This window comes from Agromyces albus (genome assembly GCF_030815405.1).
Taxonomy (GTDB): Bacteria; Actinomycetota; Actinomycetes; order Actinomycetales; family Microbacteriaceae; genus Agromyces; species Agromyces albus_A.
This window is the reverse complement of record NZ_JAUSWX010000001.1, coordinates 1,304,294-1,316,111: the sequence shown is the minus strand read 5'-3', so window position 1 is coordinate 1,316,111 and position 11,818 is coordinate 1,304,294. Positions and strand designations below refer to the sequence as shown.

At 68.8% G+C, this 11,818-nt stretch carries 11 protein-coding genes and 1 pseudogene; 1 reads left to right on the top strand and 11 read right to left on the bottom strand.

The window, feature by feature from the left end; translation table 11 throughout:
- Positions 1–66: 66 nt before the first annotated feature.
- Entirely contained in the window at positions 67–1,593 is a 1,527-nt protein-coding gene (hflX, locus tag QFZ29_RS06115) for a GTPase HflX (RefSeq protein WP_306893319.1), read from the bottom strand.
- Positions 1,594–1,635: 42 nt separating this feature from the next.
- On the opposite strand from hflX, the gene QFZ29_RS06110 reads away from it, so the two are divergent.
- Positions 1,636–2,292 (top strand): class I SAM-dependent methyltransferase, encoded by a 657-nt coding sequence (locus QFZ29_RS06110; RefSeq protein ID WP_306893318.1) that lies wholly within the window; start codon positions 1,636–1,638, stop codon positions 2,290–2,292.
- Here QFZ29_RS06110 and dapF read toward each other — a convergent pair.
- From dapF to QFZ29_RS06060, 10 genes and pseudogenes are all read right to left on the bottom strand, one after another.
- Positions 2,279–3,160 carry a diaminopimelate epimerase gene (gene dapF / locus QFZ29_RS06105; protein ID WP_306893317.1) on the bottom strand — a complete coding sequence of 294 codons (882 nt, stop codon included), beginning with the start codon at positions 3,158–3,160 and terminating at the stop codon, positions 2,279–2,281. The two genes, QFZ29_RS06110 and dapF, sit on opposite strands and share 14 nt — an antisense overlap.
- Positions 3,161–3,164: 4 nt before the next feature.
- Positions 3,165–4,085, bottom strand: a complete 921-nt coding sequence (miaA, locus tag QFZ29_RS06100; RefSeq protein ID WP_306893316.1) for a tRNA (adenosine(37)-N6)-dimethylallyltransferase MiaA — start codon at positions 4,083–4,085, stop codon at positions 3,165–3,167.
- A 1-nt stretch (position 4,086) separates the two neighbouring features.
- Positions 4,087–5,683, bottom strand: a pseudogene (gene miaB / locus QFZ29_RS06095) (tRNA (N6-isopentenyl adenosine(37)-C2)-methylthiotransferase MiaB).
- 12 nt (positions 5,684–5,695) lie between these two features.
- Positions 5,696–6,400 carry a regulatory protein RecX gene (locus QFZ29_RS06090; protein ID WP_306893315.1) on the bottom strand — a complete coding sequence of 235 codons (705 nt, stop codon included), beginning with the start codon at positions 6,398–6,400 and terminating at the stop codon, positions 5,696–5,698.
- Positions 6,401–6,437: 37 nt separating this feature from the next.
- Positions 6,438–7,508 (bottom strand): recombinase RecA, encoded by a 1,071-nt coding sequence (gene recA / locus QFZ29_RS06085; protein WP_129522141.1) that lies wholly within the window; start codon positions 7,506–7,508, stop codon positions 6,438–6,440.
- A 293-nt stretch (positions 7,509–7,801) separates the two neighbouring features.
- Entirely contained in the window at positions 7,802–8,050 is a 249-nt protein-coding gene (locus QFZ29_RS06080; RefSeq protein WP_306893314.1) for a DUF3046 domain-containing protein, read from the bottom strand.
- A gap of 64 nt (positions 8,051–8,114) precedes the next feature.
- Complete coding sequence (locus QFZ29_RS06075) at positions 8,115–8,423, bottom strand: helix-turn-helix domain-containing protein (protein WP_022893434.1); 309 nt, start codon at positions 8,421–8,423, stop codon at positions 8,115–8,117.
- 177 nt (positions 8,424–8,600) lie between these two features.
- Positions 8,601–10,169, bottom strand: a complete 1,569-nt coding sequence (locus QFZ29_RS06070; RefSeq protein ID WP_306893313.1) for a tripartite tricarboxylate transporter permease — start codon at positions 10,167–10,169, stop codon at positions 8,601–8,603.
- Entirely contained in the window at positions 10,162–10,728 is a 567-nt protein-coding gene (locus tag QFZ29_RS06065; protein ID WP_306893312.1) for a tripartite tricarboxylate transporter TctB family protein, read from the bottom strand. The genes QFZ29_RS06070 and QFZ29_RS06065 overlap by 8 nt, the downstream gene beginning before the upstream one ends.
- Complete coding sequence (locus tag QFZ29_RS06060) at positions 10,725–11,792, bottom strand: Bug family tripartite tricarboxylate transporter substrate binding protein (protein ID WP_306893311.1); 1,068 nt, start codon at positions 11,790–11,792, stop codon at positions 10,725–10,727. Before QFZ29_RS06060 ends, QFZ29_RS06065 begins: the two co-directional genes overlap by 4 nt.
- Positions 11,793–11,818: the final 26 nt, after the last annotated feature.

The following is an 11,818-nucleotide window of genomic DNA, read 5'->3' as shown; positions in this document are numbered from 1 at the left end:
ACGATCAAGAGCGACGATACGCCTCGGGGGCGATGCTCGCGCGCACATGACGTGGCGTGACGCGGATCAGGCGACGACTGGTGCGGCCGTGAACTCGGCGAGCTGGGCCGCCTGCTCCGGCGATGCGAGGGCGCGGATGCGGGTGCCCTCTTCGTTGTACTCGACCGACAGCACGCGACCCGTCTCGTGCAGCGTCGACACGATGTCGCCACGGTCGTAGGGCACGAGCAGGTCGATCTCGACCGCGGGGTCGGGCAGCATTCGCGCGATCGCCGCGAGCACGTCGCGCACGCCTTCGCCCGTGCGGGCGGAGGCGAAGATCGCGTCGGGCTCGAGACCGCGAAGCACGAGCCGGTCTTCGGGCGACACGAGGTCGGCCTTGTTGAAGACGACGAGTTCACGGATGTCGCGAGCGCCGAGCTCGCCGATGACCTCGCGCACCGTGGCGATCTGGCCGGCCGGGTCGGGATGGGCCGCGTCGACGACATGCACGATCAGGTCGGCGGCGGCGACCTCTTCGAGGGTCGAACGGAACGCCTCGACGAGCTGGTGCGGCAGGTTGCGCACGAATCCGACGGTGTCGGCGATCGTGTAGACGCGCCCGTCGGCCGTCGTGTTGCGTCGTACCGTCGCGTCGAGCGTGGCGAAGAGGGCGTTCTCGACGAGCACGCCCGCGCCCGTGATGCGGTTGAGCAGGCTCGACTTGCCGGCGTTCGTGTATCCGGCGATCGCGACGGACGGCACCGCGTTGCGCTTGCGGTTCGCGCGCTTGGCCTCACGTGCGGGCTTCATGGCCACGATCTGCTTGCGGAGTCGGGACATGCGCGTGTGGATGCGGCGCCGATCGAGCTCGATCTTCGTCTCACCGGGGCCACGTGAGCCCATGCCGGCGCCGGCGCCGCCGACCTGGCCACCGGCCTGGCGTGACATCGACTCGCCCCAGCCGCGCAGGCGGGGAAGCAGGTATTCGAGTTGCGCGAGTTCGACCTGCGCCTTGCCCTCACGGCTCTTCGCGTGCTGGCTGAAGATGTCGAGGATGACGGCCGTGCGGTCGATGACCTTGACCTTCACCACGTCTTCGAGCGCGCGCCGCTGGCTGGGCGCGAGCTCGGTGTCGGCGATGACGGTGTCTGCGCCGAGTGCGGCGACGACGTGCCGGAGCTCTTCGGCCTTGCCGCTGCCGAGGTACGTGCTGGGGTCGGGATTCGGACGGCGCTGCAGCAGCCCGTCGAGCACTCGCGCGCCGGCCGTCTCGGCCAGGGCGGCGAGCTCCCGCATGGAGTTCTCGGCGTCGTCTTGCGCACCCTGCGCGTACACGCCGATGAGCACGACGTTCTCGAGCCGCAACTGCCGGTACTCGACCTCGGTGACGTCTTCGAGCTCGGTGGAGAGGCCGCTGACGCGGCGAAGGGCGGCGCGCTCTTCGCGCTCGTACTGCTCGCCGTCGGTCGAGCCGGCGGATGCGTCATCCGACCCGGGAGCCATGAGTGCTTCGGCGGGTGCGCCGAAGCGCGTGACGCCCGCCTTGGAAGCTGCGCCTCTCAGCACACGCTCGACGGCGTCGTCGCCCGTGTCGTGTTCGGCTTCATTCATCGTGTTAACCCTAGTTCCAATCGCTGCGATAGGTTCCCCTGTATGCCCTCGGACCACTATTTCTCCTCGAATCCGCGGAGCGGCCGCGCTCCTCGCACCATCCGGGTGCAACTCGCGGGGCGAGAGGTCGAACTCGAGACCGCGGGCGGCGTCTTCAGTCCCGAACGCATCGACGCCGGCACCCGGGTGCTGCTCGGTAACGTGACCGAGCCCCCGAAGCACGGGCACCTGCTCGATGTCGGGTGCGGTTGGGGTCCGATTGCGCTGACGCTTGCCCTCAAGGCGCCTGAGGCGACCGTCTGGGCGGTCGACGTGAACGAGCGGGCGCTCGATCTCGCGCGACGCAACGCACGTCGCCTCGGCCTCGACAATGTCAACGCCGTACTGCCCGACGATGTTCCCGACGGGATCCGCTTCGCAACCATCTGGTCGAATCCGCCGATCCGCGTCGGCAAGGCGGAGCTGCACGCGCTCCTGCTCCGCTGGCTGCCCCGACTCGACGCCGACGCGATCGCGTGGCTCGTCGTGCAGCGCAACCTCGGCTCGGACTCGCTCCAGCGCTGGCTCGACGAGGCATTGCCCGCAGGCTTCGAGGTCGATCGCGCTGAGCTCTCCAAGGGGTACCGGGTCCTCACGGTCAACGCGCCGAGCGACCCCGCGCCCGGTCAGGGCACGAACCCGGATCTCACGCGAGGCTGAGCACGCCGTCGAACACGAGTTCGGCCGGGCCCGACAGGGCGATGTGCTCTCCGTCGTCGCTCGAGAACATGCGCACGCCGAGCACTCCGCCCGGCACCTGCACGCGCCATTCGTCGGGTGCGCCGGCCCCGGCCCAGTGCCGGACCGCGAGCGCCGCGGCCACCGCGCCGGTGCCGCACGAGAGCGTCTCACCTGATCCGCGTTCGTGCACCCGCATCCGGATGCGTCCGACCCCGTCTTCGACGAGCGGATCGGCCGGCACGACGAACTCGACGTTGGCGCCGGCTTCGGGCACCGGTTCGAGCATCGGCTGGTAGGCGAGGTCGAGCCCGTCGAGCTCTGCATCGTCGGCGAGCGCCACGACGACGTGCGGATTGCCGACGTCGATGCCGATGCCGGGCCGGGCGACGGGAAGATTCTTCGCCCGAACGAGCAGCTCTCCGCCTTCGAGTCGCCAGCGACCGAGATCGGCCTCGAATCCGACGCGGTTCGGCGTGACGGTGCGAACGCCTGCCCTCGTGCCGATCGCGATGGAGTCTCCGGGGTGCAGCTCTGCGAGGCCCTGGTCGAGGAGGTACTTCGTGAAGACGCGGATGCCGTTGCCGCACATCTCGGACACGCTCCCGTCGGCGTTCCAGTAGTCCATGAACCAGGTCGCGTCAGAGTCGGCGGCAAGTGCCGAAGCGCCATCGTCGAGGTTGCGGGAGCGCACGGCCCGGATGACCCCGTCGGCGCCCACGCCGAAACGACGGTCGCACACCGCGGCGATCTGCGTCGGAGTGAGCTCGGTGTCGCCCGCGGGATCGCTGAAGAGCACGAAGTCATTGCCCGTGCCCTGCCCCTTGGTGAACCGCAGATCGAACGACATGACGTCAGTCTATGGCCGCCTGGCGGGCCAGTTCCGCGCCTCGGGCGACAACGTCGTCGGCGTCGATCGTCTCGGCGTGCCGGTACCGCTTGAACCAGGCGACCTGGCGGCGCGCATAGGTGCGGGTGAGTTGCCGCGTCTCATCGATCGCCTCGTGACGGGTGAGGCGCCCTGCCAACTCGCCGAGTGCTTGCGCGTAGCCGATCGCCTGGCGCGCGGTGACCCCGCGCTCGATGCCCTGCGGAATGAGCCCGCGCACCTCGTCGAGGAGCCCGCCCTGCCACATGGCGGTCGTGCGCTCGTCGAGACGCTGCACGAGGCGCGCCCGGTCGCTGCGAAGGTGCACGATGCGGTGCTCGCGCCACGGAACCGGCTCGTCGGGCAGCCGCGCCGCCTTGGGCTCCCCCGTGAGCTCGATCACCTCGAGAGCGCGCACGATGCGGCGGCCGTTCTGCGCGTCGACGCTCGCGGCGGTCTCAGGATCGATCGCACGCAACCGAGCGTGCAGGAGACCCGGACCCTGGTCGGCGAGCTCCTGTTCGAGCCGCGCCCGCAGCGCGGCATCCGTGCTGGGGAACCGGAAGTCGTGGATCACCGACGACACGTAGAGTCCGGAGCCGCCGACGAGGAGCGCGACGCCGTCACGCGCCAAGATCTCGTCGATGGCGGTGCGAGCACTCGATTGGTAGGCCGCGACGGATGCCTCCTCGGTGACGTCGAGCACGTCGAGGAGGTGATGCGGCACGCCCCGTCGTTGGGCTTCCGTGAGTTTCGCCGTGCCGATGTCCATGCCGCGATAGAGCTGCATCGCGTCGGCGTTCACGACTTCGGCGCCGCGGCCGACCCGGCCGAACGCCTCGGCGAGGTCGAGCGCGAAGTCGGACTTGCCGGTGCCCGTGGCTCCGACGATCGCGATGAGGGTCACGTCAGCGTTCGGCGTCGGTGGGGTCGTAGATGGGCATGGTGCCGACGCCGGGAGCCACGAGCGGCTCGGTGCCACGGGCGCGCAGCGTGGGGAGGCCGAGCGAGACGCGACCGGCGACGGATGACGCGGGGCTCGCCGGCACGCCGCAGCTCTCGGCTTGCGCGCGGTCCCACGCGTCGCCGGCTCGCGTGCGGCGGATGCGAAGCGGAGCATCGTCGACGGAGTCGGCGAGGAGGTGGAACGGCGCCGCTTGCGTGACGGTGACCGAGACCACGTCGCCGGGACGCGGAAGCTCGGAACCCGGGGGCACTTCGAAGTGCACGAGCCGACTGTCTTCGGCGCGGCCGCTCAAGCGATGCGTCTCTGCGTCTTTCTTGCCCTCGCCGTTGGCGATGAGCACCTCGACGGGGCGGCCGACGACGTGCAGGTTCTCCTCCCAGGAGATGCGCTCCTGCAGCGCGATGAGCCGCTCGTAGCGCTCTTGGACGACGGCCTTCGGCACCTGGTCGGGCATCGTCGCAGCCGGGAGTGCCGGGGCGGATGGAGTACTGGAAGGTGAACGCGGAGGCGAACCGCGCGGCTTCGACGACGCGAAGCGTCTCTTGGAAGTCCTCCTCGGTCTCTCCGGGAAAGCCGACGATGATGTCGGTGGAGATGGCCGCGTTCGGGATGCGGGCGCGAACGCGGTCGAGGATGCCGAGGAACTTCTCGGAGCGGTAGGAGCGGCGCATGGCCTTGAGGATGCGGTCGGAGCCCGACTGCAGCGGCATGTGCAGCTGGGGCATGACCGCGGGCGTGTCGGCCATCGCGTCGATGACGTCGTCGGTGAACGCAGCCGGATGCGGGCTCGTGAAGCGGATGCGCTCAAGGCCGTCGATCTCGCCGGCCGCGCGGAGCAGCTTGCCGAACGCCTGACGGTCGCCGAACTCGACGCCATAGGAGTTGACGTTCTGCCCGAGCAGCGTGACCTCGATCGCGCCGTCGTCGACGAGGGCCTGGATCTCGGCGAGGATGTCGCCGGGCCGCCGGTCTTTCTCCTTGCCCCGCAGCGCCGGGACGATGCAGAACGTGCAGGTGTTGTTGCAGCCGACGGAGATGGACACCCATCCGCTGTAGCTCGAATCGCGCTTCGTCGGCAGCGTGGAGGGGAAGACCTCGAGCGAGTCGAGGATCTCGAGTTGCGCCTCGTCGTTGTGGCGTGCACGCTCGAGCAGGCTCGGGAGCGACCCCATGTTGTGCGTGCCGAAGACGACGTCGACCCATGGCGCCTTCTCGAGGATGACGTTCTTGTCCTTCTGCGCGAGGCAGCCGCCCACCGCGATCTGCATGCCGGCGTGGCGGCGCTTGACGCTCGCGAGGTGACCCAAGTTGCCGTAGAGCTTGTTGTCAGCGTTCTCGCGGACGGCGCACGTGTTGATGACCACGATGTCGGCCTCGGCGCCGTCGGCAGGCACGTAGCCCGCGGCTTCGAGTGAGCCGCTGAGCCGCTCGGAGTCGTGCACGTTCATCTGGCATCCGAACGTGCGAACCTCATAGGTTCGCGGCGCGGGTGCCGACTCGGTGGCCTCGACGCGCGAGACCTCGTGAAGGGTGCTCATGATCGCACCAGTTTACGAGCCTGGGGCTGCGAGTGCGGACGACACCGCCTCACGCACGACATCGCCGGGGTACCCCCGCCGCTGGAGGAACGCCGACAGGCGGCGCTCGGCCGTCTTGCGATCGAGTCCGGTGAGCTGGCGAGCGCGTCGCTCGGCGACCGCGTGGGCGTTCTCACGCTCCACCTCGGGATCGAGCTCATCGACGGCTGCGCGCGCGGCCGACGGATCGACGCCGCGTCGTCCGAGTTCTTGCATGATGGCGCCGCTCCCCTTGCCGCGACGCGCACCGTGGCTGTGCACGACCTGCTCGGCGAGTCGGGCATCGTCGAGATAGCCGAGTCGCTCGTAGCGCTCGATCCACTCCTCGACCTCGACTTCGTCGAGGCCGTGCTCGACGAGCACCGATCGCACTTCGGTGATCGAAAGCGCGGACCGCCGGAGCCGCGACACGACGAGCCGGTCGATGCGCTCATCGCGCTCGGCACCGGACTCGGCGGACTCGTCGTCGTCATCGACGGCGGCAAGGCGTGATCGCCGACTGAGTCGACTCTGCCCACCGAACTCCCGACGCTGGGGGCGCTCCGCCGGCGCTTCGGTGGCCGACGACTCCACGGGCTCAGCTCGGGACTCGGGCGATGCTCGCTGTGCCTCCCCTGCCGGCGTCGCCCATGGCAGGTACGAGACCGGGGCGAGGTGCTCCGATGACTCATCACTCATGTGTCGCTCCTCTCCCCGGTCTTCGTGCAGAACAGTGTCAGGCGCCCTTGCGCCCGAGCTTGGGCGCGATCGGCTCGACATTCGACGGCTTCTCGGCCGCAGCGGCGCCGGCCTCACCGATGCCGAGCTTCGTGAGGATCTTGCGCTCGATATCGAGGGCGATGTCGGGATTCTGCAGGAGGAAGTTGCGCGAGTTCTCCTTGCCCTGGCCGAGCTGGTCTCCGTCGTACGTGTACCACGCACCCGACTTCTTCACGATGCCCTGGTCGACGCCGTAGTCGATGAGGCTGCCCTCACGCGAGATGCCGATGCCGTAGAGGATGTCGAACTCGGCCTGCTTGAAGGGCGGAGCCATCTTGTTCTTCACGACCTTGACGCGCGTGCGGTTGCCGACCGCCTCGGTGCCGTCTTTCAACGTCTCGATGCGTCGGATGTCGAGGCGCACCGAGGCGTAGAACTTGAGCGCCTTACCGCCGGCCGTCGTCTCGGGGCTTCCGAAGAAGACGCCGATCTTCTCGCGGAGCTGGTTGATGAAGATCATCGTGGTGTTGGTCTGGTTGAGACCACCTGTGAGCTTACGGAGTGCTTGCGACATGAGCCGGGCCTGGAGACCGACGTGCGAGTCGCCCATCTCACCCTCGATCTCGGCTCGAGGCACGAGGGCCGCAACCGAGTCGATGACGATCAGGTCGATCGAGCCGGAACGCACGAGCATGTCGGCGATCTCGAGCGCCTGCTCGCCCGTGTCGGGCTGGGAGACCAGGAGGGCGTCGATGTCGACGCCGAGCTTCTTGGCGTAGTCGGGGTCGAGCGCGTGCTCGGCGTCGACGAACGCCGCGATGCCGCCCGCGCGCTGTGCGTTGGCGATGGCGTGGAGCGTGAGCGTGGTCTTGCCCGACGACTCCGGTCCGTAGATCTCGATGATTCGGCCGCGAGGCAGGCCGCCGACGCCGAGTGCGACGTCGAGGGCGATCGATCCCGTTGGGATGACCTCCACAGGAGCCCGGTCTTCGCTGCCGAGCCGCATGACCGACCCCTTGCCGAACTGGCGGTCGATCTGTGCGAGCGCGGTCTCGAGTGCTTTCTCGCGATCTGCTGCTGATGGCATTGCTGGCTCCTTTGATGCTCGACGTTGCTGCCTCTAGGCTGTCGTTCCACGTTGCGGGCCGTGACCCGCGGCGTCTCGCGACAAGGCGGTTGCGGTGTGTTCCGACGCTTCGACCGTATGGCCGACCACCGACATCCGACGCCGTGTTCGACGGGGATGTGGAGGGAAACGCCGATCCTCCTGCTGTTGAGGAGCCTATCGCAGCAACCGAACGCATGTTCGAAGGATCGCCCGCGTGTCGAACACGTCTTCGGGCGGTTGTCGCGGCGGAAGAGGCCACCTGCAGCGAGAGTTCAGCCGGCACCGCGGGCGTCATGCGAGCCGGGCTGGCGCCGCCGGCCCACGCCGTGCCGGCGAGCAGGCGGCACGTCGGCGGCATCGCAGAGCGCGAGCCAGACCGCGCGCGGGTCGACGCCGTCGGCGAGCGCCTGGCGGGCCGTGCGCCCGTCGAACGTCGCGAGCACCAGGTCGTTCACGAGCACGCCGGCATAGCCGGGGCCGAACTCCTCTTCGACGGCGATCTGGAACTCGCTCAGTCTCAACGGGTGCCTCCGGGCATGCAATCGGCCGGTCCGAGGACCGGCCGATGCGTTGGAACGAACTGGGTCAGCGGACCATCATGTCTGCGTCGAACTCGGCAACGAGCTCGTCGGGCAGGCTGTCAGGCACCACCGAGAGGCCTTCGAGAACCGCGATGCGGTCTCCGACCTCGTGCATGATCACGGAGATGGGCGTGTCGAGGGCGTCGGCCACCGAAGCGAGAATCTCGGAGGAGGCCTCTTTCTGGCCGCGCTCCACCTCGCTCAGGTACCCGAGCGCGACGCTTGCCTTGCTCGCCACCTGCCGAAGGGTGCGGCCCTTCTGCAGACGGAAGTCCCTCAGCACATCGCCGATCTCTTGTCGAACCAGAACCATCGGAACCTCCTTCTCTCCGCCTTGCGACTCCGCCGGTATCAGAACGGGAAGCTCGTCACTTCGGACTTCCCGTGTCTTCTAATCTAGCGTCGCACACTGGGCCTTCCGTGTGAACCTGCCACATGTAACAGGGTGTTCACGAAGACTATTCCTCACGCCGGCCGTGCCCTGTTCGGCTCAGGATTTCTCGGGTTCGCGCTCATCGAGGGCGGCGATCGCGCCCGTTGGCACCAGAGTGGGGGTTGACTCCAGGCGCGCCTTGCGCCGCTTCAACCAGACACCCAGTCCGATGATGAGCGCGAGCGTTGCGTAGGCGACGATCGCGAACGGACTGTGCACGAGGTACAGGAGGTCGCCCTGGCTGATGGCCATGGACTTGCGCAACTGCTCTTCGGCCATCGGCCCCAGGATGCCGCCGACAACCATCGGCGCCACGGGATAGCCGTACCGCCGCATGAGGAAACCGATGAGTCCGATGACGAGCAGGATGAGCGTGTCGAACACGTTGAAGTGCAGTGCGTACGCACCGAGCGCGGCGAACGAGAGGATGCCCGCGTACAGGTACGGCCGCGGAATCCGGAGCACCTTCACCCACATGCCCACGAGCGGCAGGTTCAGCACGAGCAGCATGACGTTGCCGATGTAGAGGCTGGCGATGAGCGCCCAGACCAGCCCTGCTTGCGTCTCGAAGAGCTGCGGGCCCGGTCGGATGCCATAGGTCTGGAACGCGGACAGGATGATCGCCGCGGTCGCGGTCGTCGGCAGGCCGAGGGTGAGCAGCGGCACCAGGACGCCCGCTGCGGCCGCGTTGTTCGCCGCCTCGGGTCCGGCGACACCCTCGATCGCGCCGCGACCGAACTCGGCCTTCGCGCCGCCCTTGGCGAGCTTGCGCTCGGTCGCATAGGACAGGAACGTCGCGACATCCGCACCGCCTGCAGGGATCGTGCCGATCGGGAAGCCGATCGCCGTGCCTCGCAGCCATGGGCGCCAAGAGCGGGCCCAGTCGCGACGGGACAGCCAGTTGTGTCGTCCACGAGTCACCGGGATGACGGCTACCGCCCCGTGGCGCAAACGGGATGCGACGTAGAGCGCCTCGCCGAGCGCGAAGAGGCCGACCGCAATGAGGACGACATCGATGCCGTCGGAGAGGGTCGGGATGCCCAGGGTGTATCGCTGCTGGCCGCTCAGCACCTCGGTGCCGACGAGGCCGAGCATGAGGCCCAGGCCAAGGGAGACGAGCCCGCGCGGCACGCTCGAACCCAGCAGGGCACCCACCGTGAGGAAGGCGACCACGATGAGCGCGAAGTAGTCGGCGGGGCCGAGCTGGACCGCGAGTCTCGCGATGCCGGGGGCGAGGAACGTGAGCGCGACGGTCGCGATGGTGCCCGCGACGAAGGAACCGAGCGCGGCGGTCGCGAGCGCAGCGGCTCCGCGCCCGGCCTTGGCCATGCGATTGCCCTCGAGCGCGGTGGCGATCGACGAGGACTCCCCCGGCGTGTTCAGGAGGATCGACGTCGTCGAGCCGCCGTACATGCCGCCGTAGTAGATGCCCGCGAACACGATGAGCGCGCCGGTCGGGTCGAGCGTGTAGGTGAGCGGCAGGAGGAGCGCGACCGTCATGGCCGGCCCGATGCCGGGGAGCACGCCGACGGCGGTGCCGATGAACACTCCGAAGAGTGCGTAGAGGAGGTACTGGGGCTGGAGCGCGGTGGCGAAGCCCTCGAGCAGTGCGTTGAGGCTATCCATGGAAGATCGGGATCCAGTCGAGTAGGGGGCCGGCGGGCAGTGAGAGCCCCAGCCAGCCGCCGAAGACGAGTTGCGTCACGAGGCCGAGTCCGAGCCCGATGAGCAAGGCCACCCACCACCGCTTCGCACCGAGCGACCACGCCGCCCCGCCGAAGAGCACGGTGACGGCGATCGGCCACCCCGCGAGCTCGATGAGCACCAGTTGGGAGAGGAAGAACGCGATGAGCTTCGCGACGGTGAGCCAGTCGGTGGGGGCATCCGGATCGACGTCCTCCCCTTCGTCGGGGACTCCGCGGTGCCCGCGTACGACCTGGACGATGACCACCAAGGCCGCCGCGACGAGCAGTATTCCCACGCCGTAGGGGAATACGCGAGGACCGAGCACGCTCGCCGAACCGGGCGGCACCCGGATGAATCCGGCACCCACGATCGCGTATACGCCGAGCGCGGCGCAGACTGCCGCGAACGCGTACTCGCCGATGGGCGTGCGGGCGCTGCACGGCACGCGGGCTCCCCCCGACGCCGAGGCGTCGAGGGGAGCCGGTGCCTGACCGGTCATGATTCGACCAGGCCGATCGTCTTGAGCGTCTCCGTCACTTCGGCGATGTTGCCCTCGAGGAAGGCCTGGAACTCGTCGCCGACGAGGAACGCGTCAGCCCAGCCCCGCTCCTCGAGCGTCGCCGCCCAGCCTTCGGAGTCGTGCATCTCGGTGACGAGTGTGGTCAGCGCCTCGATGTCGGCCTCGGATGCCTCGCTGGGCGCCACGACGCCACGCCAGTTGGTGAGCTCGACGTCGTAGCCCTCTTCGATGAGGGTGGGCGTGTCAGGAAGCAGCTCGACCGGCTCGGGCGAGGAGACCGCGAGGGCGCGGAGCTCCCCCGCCTCGATCTGCTCGACGAACTCGCCGACGCCCGAGATGCCGGCCTGCACCGTGTTGCCGAGCAGCATCGTGACCGCCTCGCCGCCACCCGCGTTCGGGATGTAGTTGAGGGTCGACGGGATGTCGGCCGGATCCACGCCCGCCTCGGTGAGCAGCATGCCCGCGAGGATGTGGTCGGCGCCGCCCGCTGAACCGCCAGTGACCGAGATCGCCGCGCCGTCCTCGACGATCGCGTCGACGAGGTCCTCGGTGGTCTTGTAGGGCGAGGACGCCGGCACGACGAGCACGAGCGCCTCCTCCGTGAGCTTCGCGATCGGCGTGACATCCTCGATGCGCACGTCCGAGGCGTTCGTCTCGACGGCACCCACCATCACAAGACCCATGACCATGAGCGTCGCAGGATCCCGCTCATTCGCGAGCGACGCGAGGCCGACGGTGCCACCGGCACCGGGGATGTTCTCGACGGGGGCCGAGCCGACGAGGTCCTCGGAGGTGAGCACCTCCGACATGGCGCGTGCCGTCTGGTCCCAGCCGCCGCCGGGGTCGGCCGGCGCGATGAGGTTCACGGAGTCGAGCGAGACCGCCTCGCCCTCCGCATCACTGCCGCCCCCGGCATCCGGGGCAGCGCAGGCGGCGAGGCCCAGCATCGTGACGACGCCGATCGTCGCCAGCCCGCCACGGGTGGCCCGCTTGCGCGAGTTCGAGATTTCGGCCGAGGTACGCGGCCTGCTGTGTGATCGCAAAATTCTCCTCCTTGAGCGCCCGAGTC